Raw genomic sequence first — 15388 nt, 5'->3', positions numbered from 1 at the left:
CTACATACGCATTCAATAGCAGGTTGGCTAAGACACACCCGGGATACACGCTGCCACCCATCTTCCGACCGCAATCGAATGGATCGGAGATGATCATGTCTGAAGAGCCTTTCTCGAACGATATCAACCACCCGCGCCGCCGATTTCTCGGCATGGCCGCCATGACCCTGGTCGCGACGGAGTTGGGCCTCATGTCCCCCGTCAATGCACAATCCGCCGGGGCGTCTCCGATCACGACAACGGCGGGTGCCCGCGCAACGTTCGGGGCGTTGAAGCAGGTCAACGCTGGCGTCCTTGACATTGGTTACGCCGAAGCCGGACCGATCGACGGACCTGTCGTGCTGTTGCTGCATGGTTGGCCCTACGACATCCATTCCTACGTCGATGTCGCTCCCATCCTGGCGAGAGAAGGCTATCGTGTCGTCGTCCCTTACCTTCGCGGCTATGGGACGACCCGTTTCCTTTCGAGCGAGACACCGCGCAATGGCCAGCAGGCTGCTCTGGCAGCAGACATGATTGCGTTCATGGATGCGCTGGGCATCGAAAAGGCGGTGGTCGGCGGCTATGACTGGGGCGCCCGGACCGTCAACATCATGGCGGCGCTTTGGCCGGAACGCTGCAAGGCGATGGTCTCGGTCAGCGGCTATCTGATCGGCAGCCAGGAGGCCAACAAGAAGCCATTGCCGCCCAAGGCCGAGCTTTCCTGGTGGTATCAGTTCTATTTCGCCACCGAGCGCGGTCGCCTCGGCTATGCGGCCAACACACGCGATTTCGTCAAGTTGATCTGGCAGACGGCCTCACCGACATGGCGATTTGACGATGAGACCTTCAACCGTTCTGCCGATGCGTTCGACAATCCCGATCATGTCGACATTACAATCCATAATTATCGCTGGCGTCTGGGCCTCGTCGAGGGCGAGCCGCAATATGATCGCGCTATGAGAAGCGGCTCGCCATGGCACCGATTATAACCGTTCCGACAATTACATTGGAAGGCGATGCCAACGGTGCTCCCCATCCGGAGCCGTCGGCCTATCGGAACAAGTTCTCTGGAAAATATGAACATCGGACCGTCAGTGGCGGCATAGGCCATAACCTGCCGCAGGAAGCACCGCAGGCCTTTGCTCAGGCTATTCTTGACGTTGCGAAGTTCTAGGCAGCCCCGGAAGATATTTCGGCTGCCTTGTTGCAGCCGAATCCGGTCTAAGAAACACTGCGCTGCGTCGTCACGAAGAGGTTGGAGATCTGAATGGAGCATATCGACCATATTCTGATCGTTGACGACGATCGTGAAATTCGCGAGCTGGTTTCGAGCTACCTGAAGAAGAATGGGCTTCGAGCAACGACGGCTGCAGATGGCCGCCAGATGCGCAGCTTTCTTGAGGGCAATACGGTCGACCTCATCGTGCTCGACGTGATGATGCCGGGGGATGATGGGTTGGTGCTCTGCCGCGAGCTCCGCGCCGGCAAGCACAAGGCAACACCGATTCTCATGCTGACTGCCCGAGATGACGAGATGGATCGGATCATCGGCCTGGAAATGGGCGCCGATGACTATCTGCCCAAGCCGTTTGCGGCACGCGAACTGCTTGCCCGCATCAAGGCGGTGTTGCGCCGGACGCGGATGCTGCCGCCCAATCTGCAGATCAGCGAGGCCGGGCAGTTGCTGACATTCGGTGACTGGCGCCTGGATACGGTCGGACGGCATCTCCTCGACCGGCAAGGAACCGAAGTCGCTCTTAGCGGTGCCGAATATCGACTGTTGCGTGTGTTCATCGATCATCCGCAGCGCGTCCTCAACCGCGATCAGCTCCTGAACCTCACCCAGGGCCGTGACGCTGAACTGTTCGACCGCTCGATCGATCTTCTGGTCAGTCGCCTGCGCCAGCGGCTCGGCGACGATGCGCGCGAGCCGACCTATATCAAGACGGTCCGGGCTGAAGGCTACGTCTTTTCCGTCCCGGTAGAGATTTCGGAGCCTAGGATATGAAGGTTGGCGTCTTGTCACCTCGCAATTGGTGGCCCAAAACGCTGCGTTCCCGCCTGTTCCTTATCCTGTTTGCCGGGCTCGCGGCTGCCTATGGGCTGTCTTTCGGCATCCTGTTTGCCGAACGCTCCATATCGGCAAAGGCGGTGATGTTCCGCACGCTGGAAGACGACATAGCAACATCCATAGCGGTTCTTGACCGGACGCCGGCCGACGAGAGGCCGGAACTGATCGACTGGCTGAGCCGAGGCAACTACAAACTCATACTCGGGCCAGGCCTTGCCGGCGTACCCAAGATGTCCAGCCATGGGCGGGAGATCGCAGCGAGGTTGGAAAATGCCGCTGGTTCCCGTTTTCCCCTTCGCATCGAAGCGATACCGGGGGAGGGCGGACGACTTCAGGCGCATATGACGTTGAGCGATGGGAGCCCGCTGACCATAGAGATCATACCGCGAGGTATCATGCCGATGGCAGCCTGGCTGCCTTACGTGTTCGCGCTGCAGATGATGCTGTTGATCGTGTGCACCTGGTTTGCGGTGCGTCTCGCGATCCGTCCCCTGGGCGATCTGGCTGCGGCAGCAGACGCCCTGGATCCGAACAAAAAAGGCGCCCCGATGATCGAGGCGGGGCCAAGCGAAGTCGCCCACGCTGCTCGTGCTTTCAATGCGATGCACGAACGGATCGCTCAATACCTTGAAGAGCGCGTACAAATCCTTGCGGCAATTTCGCACGACCTGCAGACACCGATCACCCGCATGCGGTTGCGCGCCGATATGGCCGACGACACGCCGGAGAAGGATAAACTCGTCAGCGACCTGCGCGAGATCGAGCGACTGGTACAGGATGGGATCGCCTACGCGCGCAGCTCTCACAGCAACGGCGAAAGGACCTCTCGTATCGATCTCTCGTCCTTCATCGACAGCATCGCCTACGACTACCAGGATACGGGAAAGTCGGTCTCTGTCCTGGGAAGCGTTCAAGGGACAGCATTGACAAAGCCGCATGCCTTGCGCCGCATCCTCACGAACTTTGTGGACAACGCGATCAAATTCGCCGGTGCGGCCGAGATCTGTGTCGAACGAAGCGACAGAGGCGATACCGTCATAACGGTGCTGGATCGCGGCCCGGGCATTCCGGATGATATGCTTGACGCTGCCATGCAGCCCTTTTTCCGGCTGGAGCAGTCGCGCAACCGCACGACCGGTGGCACCGGGCTAGGGCTGGCGATTGCCCAGCAACTGGCGGGAGTTATCGGCGGCTCGGTCAGGCTCTACAATCGTGACGGCGGTGGCTTGGCTGCCGAGGTGATCTTCGCTGAGAGGCATATGTAAATCCGGGCAACTTGTACGCGAAAATGTCCGGCGCCTCCGGCGTTACGCTATGATACAGTTGCGTGTGTTTTCGGAAACATGCCGGATACGCCGAGCCTTCAAACCACTCCTTGTCAATGAGCGTCGCGGCCCGCGACGAGAACGAAGGAGTGTTTCATGACAAAGATCGAAAAGGTTCTTTACACCGGCAAGACCCACACCACGGGCGGTCGCGACGGCTCCTCGCGCAGCGATGATGCACAGCTCGACGTCAAGCTTTCGCCTCCGGGAAGTGCTCAACCCGGCACCAACCCCGAACAGCTTTTTGCTGCGGGTTGGTCGGCTTGCTTTATCGGTGCGATGGGGATTGCTGCCGGAAAGCGGAAGCTTCGGCTTCCCGCCGATACCGCTGTGGACGCCGAAGTCGATCTCGGTACGACGCAAGGAGCCTATTTTCTCCAGGCTCGACTGAATGTCAGCTTGCCGGGCCTCGATCGAGAAACGGCTCGCGCGCTTGTCGAGGATGCCCACCAGACCTGTCCCTATTCCAAGGCGACACGCAACAACATCCAGGTCGAACTCAACCTGGTTTGAGGCGACCGCAAGGATCATCGATGAAGAGGATCATTGTCTGGATCATCGGTGCCGCGATTTTCGCGGTGCCGTGTGCCTACGACATCTCATCCAATGAACCATCGCCGTTGGCGGGTCTCATGGCGTTGTCTGCCTGTTTCACGAATTGCTGAACAGGCTTTTCTGGGCCGGCGAATATCCGCCGGCCCAGAAATCTCAAATGTCCAGGTTTGCCACGCTGAGTGCATTTTCCTGGATGAATTCGCGGCGTGGCTCGACTTCGTCGCCCATCAGTCGTGCAAACAGTGAGTCCGCGTCCGTGGCATCGCTGACCTTGACCTGCAGCAGCGAGCGCACATTCGGATCGAGCGTCGTCTCCCAAAGCTGCTCGGCGTTCATCTCGCCGAGACCTTTATAGCGTTGCATGGTCAGCCCCTTCTTGCCTGCGGCGAAAACCGCGTCGAGAAGAGCGAGCGGGCCAGAGATCGTCTCCGTGTTCTCGCGACGGCGCAACTGCGGCGGCTCGGAATAGACTTCGGCGAGGCGGGCTGCATAGCGATCGAGCTGGCGCGCGTCGGCAGAGTTGATCAGGCCCATGTCGAGTTGCACCACCTCGCGCACGCCACGCACGGTACGCTCGAAGACATAGCCGCCGGTACCGTCATTCGACGTCGACGTGCGCCCCTGCCAGCCACGCTCGATGTCCTCGGCAATGACGTCGAGCCGCTTCGCGATCGTTTCGGCCATCGCATTGGCGCGGCCGAGATCGTTGAAGATCGCTGGGTTAAGACCGCCGGCGATCGCGGCCTGTTCGACCACGGCGCGGTTGTAACGCGTGTGCAGGCCGTTGATCAGCTGGCGCACGCCGAGTGCATCGGTCACCGCACTGGCAAGATCGTGGCCCGTGCGCACTTCGCCCGACGACAGGGTGAGCGAGGCGTCTTCGAGGCCTGAGGAGATCAGGAATTCCTCGAACGCGCCCTCGTTCTTGATGTATTGCGAGCTCTTGCCGCGGCTCACCTTATAAAGCGGTGGCTGCGCGATATAGAGATGGCCGCGCTCGATCAGCTCCGGCATCTGCCGGAAGAAGAAGGTGAGCAGCAGCGTGCGGATGTGAGCGCCGTCGACGTCGGCGTCCGACATGATGATGATCTTGTGATAGCGTAGCTTGTCGGCGTTGAACTCGTCTTTGCCTATCGAGGTGCCCAGCGCGGTAATCAGCGTTCCGATCATGTCGGACGACAGCATGCGGTCGAAACGCGCACGCTCGACATTCAGGATCTTGCCGCGCAGCGGCAGGATCGCCTGGTTCTGGCGCGAGCGGCCGCTTTTGGCCGAGCCACCCGCCGAGTCACCCTCGACGATGAAGATTTCGGACTTCGCAGGATCGCGTTCCTGGCAGTCGGCAAGCTTGCCGGGCAGGGAGGTGATGTCGAGCACGCCCTTGCGGCGGGTCAACTCGCGCGCCTTACGCGCAGCCTCGCGGGCGGCCGCGGCCTCCACTACCTTGCCAATCAGCGTCTTGGCTTCGGAAGGATGTTCCTCCAGCCATGTGCCGAGCGCCTCGTTGACGAGGCTTTCCACGACCGGTCGCACTTCCGAGGAAACCAGCTTGTCCTTGGTCTGCGAGGAGAATTTCGGGTCCGGCACCTTGACGGACAGCACGGCAGTCAGGCCTTCGCGGCAATCGTCGCCGGTCAGCGTCACCTTTTCCTTTTTGGTCAAGCCGGAGCTGTCGGCATAGCCCGTGACTTGGCGCGTCAGCGCGCCGCGGAAACCGGCCAGATGGGTGCCGCCGTCACGCTGCGGGATGTTGTTGGTGAAGCACAGCACGTTCTCGTGGTAGCTGTCGTTCCACCACATGGCGACTTCCACCGTGATGCCGTCGCGCTCGTTCCTGATGGCGATCGGTGTCTCGATCAGCGATTTCTTGGAGCGGTCGAGATATTTGACGAACTCTTCCAGCCCGCCCTCATAGTGCAGTTCCTGCGTCTTCACGTCCGCATGACGTTTGTCGCTGAGCACGATTCGCACGCCCGAGTTCAGGAACGCGAGTTCGCGCAACCGATGCTCCAGCGTGCCGTAGTCGAACTCGGTCACACCCTTGAACGTGTCGGAAGACGGCAGGAAGGTGATTTCCGAGCCGCTGCGTCCCTCATAGGTGCCGGCGACCTTTTCTTGCCGATAGGTGCCCGTCACCTTCAGCGGCGCGTCGGCGTCGCCATGGGTGAAGCTCATCTCATGGATGTTGCCGTCGCGGCGGATCTTGATGCGCAGCCACACCGAAAGTGCGTTGACCACCGAAACGCCGACGCCGTGCAGACCGCCCGAGACCTTGTAGGAATTCTGGTCGAATTTGCCGCCGGCATGCAGCTGGGTCATGATGACTTCGGCTGCGGAAACGCCTTCGGTCGGGTGCAGGTCGGTCGGAATGCCTCGACCATTGTCGATGACCGTGCACGAGCCGTCGGGATTGAGCGTCACCGTCACCAGGTCGGCATGGCCCGCAAGTGCCTCGTCGATCGCGTTGTCGACCACCTCATAGACCATATGATGCAGGCCCGAGCCATCGTCGGTGTCGCCGATATACATGCCGGGGCGTTTGCGCACCGCATCCAGGCCCTTGAGAACCTTGATGGAATCGGCGCCATACTCGGCGCTGCCGCCGTTGGCGTTGTCGCTCTGATCGCTCATGAAAACCTGTTTGTTCGATACCGTTCTGTGAGGCGCAGGAAGCGCCCGAATCGTGCTCGTCCCGAAGAGACAGATATAGGGGTAAAAGGCGGTTTTTCCAAGGTTTACGGGGTAGTTGAGCGGGGATAATGGTTGCATGCCAGTTCGACCTTGCCAGGAGGATCGAGCCGGTGACGCAATCAGCCCCCGTCCGTGCTTGAGGCCTTCGGTGGTGCGGTTCTCAACACAACAAGGCCGCAGTTGGACATTCCGCTCGATAGTCGTATGCTCGGCCATCGGCGATAGGTGGGTCAGGGCATCGCCGACTGTGAGCGACGATCGCTTCCGCCCGAATGCAAGGGAGGGAGTTATGGCGATCCGCCATTCCTCGACAAGTGGGGCTGCATATCCCGATGACCTCAAACTTTTGAAGGTCATCTATGACGAGATCTGCACGGAGCGCGGGCTCAAGCGCGATGGTGCCGCCGCAGAGAATTTGGCCCGGGCGGCCATGGACCTGTTTTCGCAAGGTGTCTTTGACGAAGCCGACATCCGTGAACGCCTGAAGCTCTTTTTGGAGCGGAAGAAATTGAAGAACTAGGGCCTTCCAGTTGTATCGTTCCGTTTGAGCAGACAGGCTTTCTCGCCTTGTTGACGTCGCGCCGCATGGACGCCGCTATCGGCGCTCACTACATTGTGGAAAGCTACGGAAGACGTCATGGACACAAAGCCAGCCCCCTTCGTTCCACCGGCGCCGAAGCCGCGCACCGTGCCGCCCTCGACGCTGGAGATGATGCGCATCGTCTACCGCAACCCGCTCGAGCTGTGGGGCGAGCCTTCCTACAATGAACCCTGGATTTCCGTGACCGGGGTCGGCGGTCCGCTGGTCGTCGCCAACGATCCGGCACTGATCCGCCATGTACTGGTCGATAACGCCAAGAACTACAAGATGGCGACGGTGCGCCAGAAGATCCTGCGCCCGATCCTGCGCGACGGCCTGCTCACCGCCGAAGGCGATGTATGGAAGCGCTCACGCAAGGCGATGGCGCCGGTGTTCACGCCGCGCCACATCTTCGGCTTCGCGGCTCCGATGCTGAAGCGTACGAACGAGTTCGTCGATCGCTATGTTGATGGTACGGTCACCGATGTCGCCCACGACATGACCATGCTGACCTACGAGATCTTGGCCGAGACGCTGTTTTCGAATGAGATTGCCGGCGAGCCGGGCAGTTTCGCCAGCCAGATCGACCGGCTGTTCGAAACCATGGGGCGTGTCGATCCGCTCGATCTGCTGCGTGCCCCGGACTGGCTGCCGAGACTCACCCGCATCCGCGGCCGCAAGTCGCTGGCCTATTTCCGCAACATCGTCAGCAACACCGTGCTGATGCGGGAAGAGCGACTTGAGCGTGATCCAAACGGGGTGTCGCAGGATTTTCTCACCCTGCTGCTCAAGGCCGAAGGGCCGGATGGGCTGACCCGCGCCGAAGTCGAGGACAACATCATCACCTTCATCGGCGCTGGCCATGAGACGACGGCGCGCGCACTCGGCTGGACGCTGTACTGCCTGGCAGAAGCGCCTTGGGAACGCGAGCCGGTAGAGGCGGAGGTCGACGCCGTTCTGGCGCGCGAACCGGATCCGACCAAATGGCTGGATGCCATGCCGCTCACACGCGCCGCTTTCGAGGAGGCGCTGCGGCTTTACCCGCCAGCCCCTTCCATTAATCGCGAGCCGATCGAACCGGAGACGTTCAACGGACTCTATATCCCGCCGCGCGCCGCCGTGCTGGTGATGCCCTGGGTAGTGCATCGCCACCGCAAGCTTTGGGATCGGCCGGACGCGTTCCTGCCGGAGCGGTTCCATCCCGGAAATCGGGAAAAGATGGACCGCTTCCAGTACCTGCCGTTCGGTGCCGGGCCGCGTGTGTGCATCGGTGCGAGCTTCGCCATGCAGGAGGCGATCATCGCGCTTGCCATCCTTCTGTCGCGCTACCGTTTCGACACGGTAGCCGAAACCAAACCTTGGCCGGTGCAGAAGCTGACGACACAACCCGAGGGCGGCCTGCCGATGCGGGTGACGAAGCGGTGAGCGCCGGCGGCAAAGCGGTGCTCGTACGCGTCACCGGCCGCGTTCAGGGCGTCGGCTTTCGCGCCTGGGCACAACGCCAGGCGATACGCCTCGGTTTGCGTGGCTGGGTGCGCAACGAGCCGGACGGCTCGGTGAGCGCCTTGATCGCCGGTCCGAACGAAGCCGTGGCCGGGATGCTCGAGATATTGTGGCAAGGACCATCCGGCGCACACGTCAAGAGCGTCGAGCCGGCGGCTGCCGACCTCTCGCATGCACCGGCGGATTTCGACATCACCGGCTGACCGGCGATCGGGCAGCGCTACGGCTTCGGGAAAGGCTCGACCGTGCCTTTGAGCTTGATCGTGATCGGCTGGCCGAAGCGGTCTTTCGACTTGCCGGCGGGTGCGCGGATCCACCCTTCGCTGACGCAATACTCGCTGACGTCGTCGCGCTCGCGTCCGTTGAACAGGATGCCGACGCCGCGCTCCAGCACCTCGGCGTCGAAATAGGGGCTGCGCGGGTCGTTGCTCAACCGGTCGGGAAGGCTCATCGATTGCTCCATTCGCATGAGCGGCTGCCGCAAGGCAGCGCGATTTTAGCGCATCGGCCCGAAAATCGGAGTCGATTTCGGAAAGCACACTGCGCAGATTAAAAGTGTCAGAGCGTGCTTTGCGCGTGCGAATGGACGCGCGGCGCTCTAAGGCTGAGCGCTGTTAAGGGCATTTCCCGTCATGGTAAAGACCTGACCCTAGTCATGCCCCTGAAAGATGTTCTCGATATGCACGGGCCAACGCCAGGGCAGAACGGCCACCATATCGAAGCGCACCGAAAGTCTGCCGAAGTCCGGCTGGCGCGAGAGCCACAAATCCGCGGCGCGTTCGATACGGTTCTCGGACTCGCGTTGGACTGCCTCCATCGCTTCCATCAAGGTCCGCCGCGCCTTCACCTCGACGATCAGTATAAGATCGCCGCGTCGAGCGATCAGATCGATTTCGCCAAGCCTGGTGCGGTAGCGGCGAGCGAGAATGCGATAGCCTTTGAACGTCAGGGCAATGGCGGCCAGCCATTCGCTGCGGTGGCCGCGCCGATAGGATCTGCGTTTGCGGATGACGGAAGCGTCAGCCACCGCTGGCGTCCTTCAGTTCAAGCAGCCTGCGGTAGAGCGCCTGCTTCTGCCCGCCGGTCATTTTGGCGGCCTCGGCGGCAGCCTTGGAGGTTGGCATTTCAGCCGCCAACGACAAAAGCAGCCGGTCTATGTCTGCCGGACCTTCGGTTTTTGCCAACGGGGGGCCGACACAGATGACGATCTCACCTTTCGGCGTGTCGGCGGCTGCATAATGCGCGGCAAGTTCGGCCAGTGTACCGGGCCGCATCTCTTCGAAAGTCTTGGTCAGTTCGCGCCCGATCGCGGCCTTGCGTGTCCCGCCCAGCACTTCTGACATCGCACCGAGCGTTTCCGCCAGCCGTCGCGGCGATTCAAAGAAGATCAACGTTGCCGGAGCACCTCTAAGCTCTTCCAGCCGGGTCTGGCGCTGGCCGGCCTTGGCCGGCAGGAAACCGGCGAACAGGAAGGTGTCGGAGGGCAGGCCGGAGGCCGTCAGGGCAGCAAGCGGCGCCGAAGGCCCGGGTATCGGCACCACACGAATGCCGCGCTCGATCGCTTCGCCGACCAACCGGTAGCCGGGGTCGGAAACCAGGGGGGTGCCTGCATCCGAAATCAGCGCGACGCTTTGTCCTTGTTCGAGCGCCGCGATCAGTTTCGGACCGGCTTCGGCGGCGTTGTGCTCGTGATAGGCGGTGGTGCGGCGGCGGATACCATAACGCTCCAGGAGTACGCGCGAAACGCGCGTGTCCTCGCAGGCGACGAGATCAGCCGAAGCCAGCGTTTCCAGGGCGCGCAGGGTAATGTCGGCCAGATTGCCGATCGGCGTGGCAACCAGATAGAGCGCCGCTTCAAGCGGCCGGGCGATAAGCTCCGCCTGCCCGATCACATAGGTGTTCCTGGTTGTTTCGCCGTTCATGCGCCCTCCGATGTACCTTGTTTGGCACGGGCGGCCGAGACTTGCAAAAGCCGCGCGCCGCCACACCTTTGCCACAGGGCCGCAGCACACAAGGCGCGGCGGAATTCAAGGGTGATTCTGGAAGCACACGATGCCCAATCATTTCGATGCCTGCATGTCACAGCTGGAAGCCCGCAGCGCGCGGGAGACGAGTGCTTCGCACACCTCCGGCAACGAAAACACCGGCCATCGCCATGGCAAGGACGAGACAAAGACGGTTCGCGGCAGCGAGCTCTTTGCTGAAAAAGAACGCGCCAACAGCAACCACAAGCACTGAACCATGCATTGTCGGTCGGATTAACGCGCCAGATCGGCCACGACTGCATCCAGAACGATCATGCCGGCAGGTGTGGCACGCAGGCGGGAATTGCCGATCGGTGCCACCAGCCCTTCTTCCTGCAGGATTGAAAGCCGCCCTGAGGGCAGCGCGCGTCCCGAATACTGCTCGTAGCGGGCAAGGTCGATGCCCTCTGCGAGACGCAGCCCCATCAGCAGGAATTCGTCGGCTTCTTCCGAGCGGGTGAGGATCTCGCCTCCGGTTACGCCGTGCCCTTTTTCTTCGACGAGATCCAGCCAGGTCTCCGGCATCTTCTCCGCCACCGTCACCACACGCGTGCCCTTCTCGACGAAGCGGCCGTGTGCACCAGGACCGACGCCGACATATTCGCCGTAGCGCCAATAGGTCAGGTTGTGCCGGCTTTCGGCGCCCGGCTTTGCGTGGTTGGAGATCTCATAGGCCGGCAGGCCACGCGCGGCCGTGATTTCCTGCGTCAGTTGATAGAGATCGGCTGCATGGTCGCCATCGGGGATCTCGAACTTCTTCGCCGCATGCAGCTTATGGAAAGGCGTGCCTTCCTCGATCGTGAGCTGATAGAGCGACAGGTGGTCCGCGGCGTGGCCGATCGCCTCCTCGAGTTCCGCTTCCCAGGCCTCCGGCGTCTGGCCGGGACGGGCATAGATCAGGTCGAAGGAGAGCCGCGGAAAGATCTCGCGCGCCAGCCCGATGGCATGCAGCGCTTCTTCGACATTGTGCAGCCGGCCGAGGAATTTCAGGTCGCGGTCGTTCAGTGCCTGCACGCCGAGCGAAACACGGTTGACGCCGGCAGCGCGATAACCACGAAAGCGTTCGGCTTCGACGGAGGAGGGGTTGGCCTCCAGCGTCACTTCGATGCCGGCAGGCACCGTCCAGTTCCTGGCCACCGCGTCCAGCACGGCGCCGACCGTTTCCGGCTTCATCAGCGACGGCGTGCCGCCGCCCAGGAAGATGCTGGTCACTTCGCGCTGTCCGGTGCGCTCACGCATCGTCGAAAGCTCTGCCTCGAAGGCGCGTATGTATCGCTCCTGGTCCACCGGCTGGTGGCGAACGTGGCTGTTGAAGTCGCAATAGGGGCATTTGGCCGCGCAGAACGGCCAATGGATGTAGACGCCGAAGCCGGGCGATCTATCCAGCAGCATCAGGCCGAACCCAGCCTTGCGCGGGCGAATTTCTGGAAGGCACGGGCACGATGCGACAGCGCTTCGGCCTGGCCGGGTTTCCAGCCATGTTTCTGCTCTGCACTCATCTCGCCGAAGGTCTTGTCGTAGCCATTGGGGCGGAAGACCGGATCATAGCCGAAGCCGAGTTCGCCGCGCGGCGGCCATACCAGCGTGCCTTCGGCTTCGCCACGATAATATTCTGCCTCTCCATCGGGGAAGGCCAGACAAATGACGGCGACGAAACGTCCGGTGCGTTGTGCGGCTTCCGTGGCTTTCACATCCTGCAGGGCGTCCTCCGTCTTTTGCATCGCCATGCCGAAGTCGCGGCTGCCGTCGGGCTTTTCCGCCCAGTTGGCGGTGTAGACGCCGGGTGCACCGTCAAGAGCATCGACGCATAGTCCGGAATCGTCCGAAAGCGCCGGCAGTCCGGTAGCCTGGGCTGCGGCGAAGGCCTTGATGTAGGCGTTTTCCTCGAAGGTCGTGCCGGTTTCATCGGGTTCCGGCAGGCCGTACTCCTTGGCCGACCTCGCTTCGAAGCCGAAAGGCGCCATCAGGTCGGCGAACTCCTTAAGCTTGCCGGCATTGTGGCTGGCGACGACGATCTTCTTTCCATCGAGCGAGTGCATTTACAGCTTCCAGATCTTGGGTTCGGCGAATTCCAGCGAATTGCCGGAGGGATCGCGCAGATAGATGGAACGACCGCCTTGCGGCCATTCGAATTCGGCCTCGATGGCGACGCCATGCGTATCAAGATGCGCTTTCCAGCGGTTTAGTTCTTCGGCACTGGCTGCAAAACAAAGATGGCCCTGGCCTGTTGTGCCATGCGGCGGCACGGGCAGTCGGGCATCGGGTGCAGGTGGATGCCTCGTCGCCTCCGCGTTGAACAGCAGCAGCACACCCTTCCCGCAGCGGAAGAATACATGCCGGCCCTCCACCTTGCCGATACGCTCGAGGCCGATGACATCGGCATAGAAGGTCTCGGCCACCTCGAGATCGGTGACGTAGAGCGCGGATTCAAGGATCGCTGCGGGCTGCATAATGCCTCAGGACACCGCCATCTGCTGCAGGGACACCAGTCGCGAAATGCCCTTCTTGGCCAGTCCCATCAGCGCTGAGAATTGCTCTTCCGAAAAAGGCTCGCCTTCGGCCGTACCCTGGATTTCGACGATACCGCCCTTGCCGGTCATGACGAAGTTGGCGTCGGTGCCGGCTGAAGAATCCTCGATATAGTCGAGATCGATGACCGGCTGGCCATCATGGATGCCGCAGGAAATGGCAGCGACATGGTCCCTCAGCACCCTATCAAGCTTCACCATCTGGCGTGCTTCCATCCAGCGCAGGCAGTCATAGAGCGCTACCCACCCGCCGGTGATGGAAGCTGTGCGGGTGCCGCCATCGGCCTGGATGACGTCGCAGTCGACGGTGATCTGCAATTCGCCCAACGCCTGCAGGTCGACCACGGCGCGCAGGCTACGGCCGATCAGTCGCTGGATTTCCAGCGTGCGGCCACCCTGCTTGCCGGCGGATGCTTCGCGGCGCATGCGATCGCCGGTCGAGCGCGGCAGCATTCCGTATTCGGCCGTGACCCAGCCCTTGCCGGTATTGCGCATCCAGCCCGGCACCTTTTCCTCCAGGCTCGCCGTACACAGCACGTGCGTGTCGCCGAATTTCACCAGGCAGGATCCTTCGGCGTGCTTGGAAACGCCGCGCTCAAAGGAGATCGCACGCATTTCATCTGGCTGGCGTTTGGAGGGGCGCATCAAGGCTCTTTCTTCTTGGTTTTGGAGTCGTGGCCGGCTTGTAGCCCCATGGAAGACCGGGCGCAAAGAGAAAACGGGTCGCTTGCGTCGCCCCGGCTGCAATCTATATCCTTGGTCCTGGAGATTTTGTGCCCGATGACCAAACCCATCGTCGATCCGACCATGCAATCGCCGGCTTTCCAGCCGCTCGACATCCGTTCGCGCGACATCTTCCGGCGCATTGTCGAATCCTATCTCAGGGATGGCGAGCCGGTCGGCTCGCGTTCGCTGTCGCGTATTCTGCCTTCGTCGCTGTCGCCGGCCACGATCCGCAACGTGATGAGCGATCTGGAACACCTCGGCCTGATCTACGCACCACACATTTCCGCGGGCCGCTTGCCGACCCAGCAGGGACTGCGCTTCTTTGTCGATGCCTTCATGGAGTTTGGCGACCTCACCGAAGACGAACGCCGTTCCATCGAGACGCAGGTGAAAGCGTCGGGCGAGGGCATGTCGCTCGAACATATGCTGACCGAAGCCAGCCAGATGCTGTCGGGCATGTCGCGCGGTGCCGGATTGGTCCTGGCCGCCAAGGCAGAGGTGGCACTAAAGCACATCGAGTTCATCCAGCTGGAGCCGGGCAAGGCCCTTGCGGTACTGGTTTCGCAAGGTGGCGATGTCGAAAACCGTGTCATCGACCTGCCGGCGGGCATCACGCTGTCGCAATTGCATGAAGCCTCGAATTTCCTGAACGCCCATATCCGCGGCCGAACGCTTGCCGAGGCGCGTGGGGAGATTTCGCGGCTGAAGGAAGAAACGCGCACCGCGCTCGATACGCTGTCGCAGGATCTGGTCGAAAAGGGTCTCGCCGTTTGGGCTGGCGCCGAAAGCGGCCTGCCGGCGCGCCTTATCGTGCGCGGCCGCGCCAATTTGCTTGAGAATGTCACCGCTCAGGCTGACATCGAGCTGTTGAAGCGCCTGTTTGAGGATATGGAAACCCAGGATGGGTTGATCCAGTTGCTCGACCTCGCCGAGCAGGGCTCAGGCGTACGCATCTTCATCGGCTCGGAAAACAAGCTGTTTTCATTGTCGGGCTCGTCGCTGGTCGTCGCGCCCTATCGCGACAAAGACGCGCGTGTCGTTGGCGCGCTCGGGGTGATCGGGCCGACGCGGCTTAATTACGCCCGGATCGTGCCGATGGTGGACTATACCGCGCAGCTGATTTCGCGCATGCTGAGGTAATACCAACGGTCAGCCAGGACCTCTGGTATAATGTGCCGAGACCACCAGCCAGGAGAGAGCAACATGGCGCTGGAAGAGATCAAAGCCCGCATCGGCCTGCTTCTGCAGGAGATGGTCAATCAGCCCGAGGACGAGCACGAGATCCAGGAACAGCTGCGCGAGAAGTTCTCGGAGCTAAGAGCACTCGGATTGCCGCTGCCGGCTGATCTTGTGGAGCTCGAACAGCGGCTCGAGGCTGGTTTTGGTGCGGAAGCCTGAGGGGC

General features: G+C 61.6%; 17 protein-coding genes and 1 pseudogene. 10 read left to right on the top strand and 8 right to left on the bottom strand.

Annotated features, from left to right (window positions below):
• The first annotated feature begins 95 nt into the window (after window positions 1-95).
• The 4 genes and pseudogenes from L4923_RS11200 to L4923_RS11185 all read left to right on the top strand — a co-directional run bounded on the left by L4923_RS11200 (window position 96) and on the right by L4923_RS11185 (window position 3891).
• Window positions 96-1156: pseudogene (locus L4923_RS11200) on the top strand (alpha/beta fold hydrolase).
• Window positions 1157-1249: 93 nt separating this feature from the next.
• Window positions 1250-1990, top strand: coding sequence for a response regulator (locus L4923_RS11195; protein WP_239364867.1), 741 nt, complete (start codon window positions 1250-1252; stop codon window positions 1988-1990).
• On the top strand, window positions 1987-3318 hold the full coding sequence (locus tag L4923_RS11190) for a sensor histidine kinase (RefSeq protein WP_239364865.1): 1332 nt from the start codon (window positions 1987-1989) through the stop codon (window positions 3316-3318). The genes L4923_RS11195 and L4923_RS11190 overlap by 4 nt, the downstream gene beginning before the upstream one ends.
• A 156-nt stretch (window positions 3319-3474) precedes the next feature.
• The gene (locus L4923_RS11185) at window positions 3475-3891 is read left to right on the top strand and encodes an organic hydroperoxide resistance protein (RefSeq protein ID WP_239364863.1); all 417 of its coding nucleotides are present in this window, start codon (window positions 3475-3477) and stop codon (window positions 3889-3891) included.
• A 195-nt stretch (window positions 3892-4086) separates the two neighbouring features.
• Here L4923_RS11185 and gyrB read toward each other — a convergent pair whose 3' ends face one another.
• Complete coding sequence (gene gyrB / locus L4923_RS11180; RefSeq protein ID WP_239364860.1) at window positions 4087-6564, bottom strand: DNA topoisomerase (ATP-hydrolyzing) subunit B; 2478 nt, start codon at window positions 6562-6564, stop codon at window positions 4087-4089.
• A 349-nt stretch (window positions 6565-6913) separates the two neighbouring features.
• Between gyrB and L4923_RS11175 the strand changes: the two genes are divergently transcribed.
• From L4923_RS11175 to L4923_RS11165, 3 genes are all read left to right on the top strand, one after another.
• Window positions 6914-7144, top strand: coding sequence for a hypothetical protein (locus L4923_RS11175; RefSeq protein ID WP_239364857.1), 231 nt, complete (start codon window positions 6914-6916; stop codon window positions 7142-7144).
• A gap of 117 nt (window positions 7145-7261) precedes the next feature.
• On the top strand, window positions 7262-8629 hold the full coding sequence (locus L4923_RS11170; RefSeq protein ID WP_239364854.1) for a cytochrome P450: 1368 nt from the start codon (window positions 7262-7264) through the stop codon (window positions 8627-8629).
• On the top strand, window positions 8626-8910 hold the full coding sequence (locus tag L4923_RS11165) for an acylphosphatase (protein WP_239364850.1): 285 nt from the start codon (window positions 8626-8628) through the stop codon (window positions 8908-8910). The genes L4923_RS11170 and L4923_RS11165 overlap by 4 nt, the downstream gene beginning before the upstream one ends.
• A 17-nt stretch (window positions 8911-8927) precedes the next feature.
• Here the strand turns inward: L4923_RS11165 and L4923_RS11160 are convergent, their stop codons facing one another.
• The 3 genes from L4923_RS11160 to rsmI form a co-directional block, all read right to left on the bottom strand.
• Window positions 8928-9158 (bottom strand): DUF3297 family protein, encoded by a 231-nt coding sequence (locus L4923_RS11160; RefSeq protein WP_239364848.1) that lies wholly within the window; start codon window positions 9156-9158, stop codon window positions 8928-8930.
• 198 nt (window positions 9159-9356) lie between these two features.
• Window positions 9357-9734 carry a YraN family protein gene (locus L4923_RS11155; protein WP_239364846.1) on the bottom strand — a complete coding sequence of 126 codons (378 nt, stop codon included), beginning with the start codon at window positions 9732-9734 and terminating at the stop codon, window positions 9357-9359.
• On the bottom strand, window positions 9727-10629 hold the full coding sequence (rsmI, locus tag L4923_RS11150) for a 16S rRNA (cytidine(1402)-2'-O)-methyltransferase (protein WP_239364844.1): 903 nt from the start codon (window positions 10627-10629) through the stop codon (window positions 9727-9729). Before rsmI ends, L4923_RS11155 begins: the two co-directional genes overlap by 8 nt.
• Before the next feature lie 130 nt (window positions 10630-10759).
• On the opposite strand from rsmI, the gene L4923_RS11145 reads away from it, so the two are divergent.
• Window positions 10760-10945 (top strand): hypothetical protein, encoded by a 186-nt coding sequence (locus L4923_RS11145; RefSeq protein WP_239364842.1) that lies wholly within the window; start codon window positions 10760-10762, stop codon window positions 10943-10945.
• A 20-nt stretch (window positions 10946-10965) separates the two neighbouring features.
• On the opposite strand, the gene hemW is transcribed toward L4923_RS11145, so the two are convergent.
• Genes hemW through rph form a run of 4 tightly spaced genes read right to left on the bottom strand, consistent with a single transcriptional unit; the run spans window position 10966 to window position 13904 of the window.
• Window positions 10966-12123, bottom strand: coding sequence for a radical SAM family heme chaperone HemW (gene hemW / locus L4923_RS11140; RefSeq protein ID WP_239364840.1), 1158 nt, complete (start codon window positions 12121-12123; stop codon window positions 10966-10968).
• Window positions 12123-12770 (bottom strand): RdgB/HAM1 family non-canonical purine NTP pyrophosphatase, encoded by a 648-nt coding sequence (gene rdgB / locus L4923_RS11135; protein ID WP_239364838.1) that lies wholly within the window; start codon window positions 12768-12770, stop codon window positions 12123-12125. Before rdgB ends, hemW begins: the two co-directional genes overlap by 1 nt.
• Window positions 12771-13181 (bottom strand): VOC family protein, encoded by a 411-nt coding sequence (locus L4923_RS11130; RefSeq protein ID WP_239364836.1) that lies wholly within the window; start codon window positions 13179-13181, stop codon window positions 12771-12773.
• Window positions 13182-13187: 6 nt separating this feature from the next.
• Window positions 13188-13904 (bottom strand): ribonuclease PH, encoded by a 717-nt coding sequence (rph, locus tag L4923_RS11125; RefSeq protein WP_239364834.1) that lies wholly within the window; start codon window positions 13902-13904, stop codon window positions 13188-13190.
• Between the two features lie 135 nt (window positions 13905-14039).
• On the opposite strand from rph, the gene hrcA reads away from it, so the two are divergent.
• Both hrcA and L4923_RS11115 read left to right on the top strand, forming a co-directional pair.
• Window positions 14040-15125: a heat-inducible transcriptional repressor HrcA gene (hrcA, locus tag L4923_RS11120; RefSeq protein WP_239364830.1), complete on the top strand. Its 1086-nt coding sequence runs from the start codon at window positions 14040-14042 to the stop codon at window positions 15123-15125.
• 63 nt (window positions 15126-15188) lie between these two features.
• Entirely contained in the window at window positions 15189-15383 is a 195-nt protein-coding gene (locus L4923_RS11115) for a hypothetical protein (protein WP_239364827.1), read from the top strand.
• The last annotated feature ends 5 nt before the right edge of the window (window positions 15384-15388 follow it).

The organism is Terribium retamae (genome assembly GCF_022347545.1).
Taxonomy (GTDB): domain Bacteria; phylum Pseudomonadota; class Alphaproteobacteria; order Rhizobiales; family Rhizobiaceae; genus Mesorhizobium; species Mesorhizobium retamae.
The sequence above is the reverse complement of the archived record's forward strand: the minus strand, read 5'-3'. Positions and strand labels throughout refer to the sequence as shown.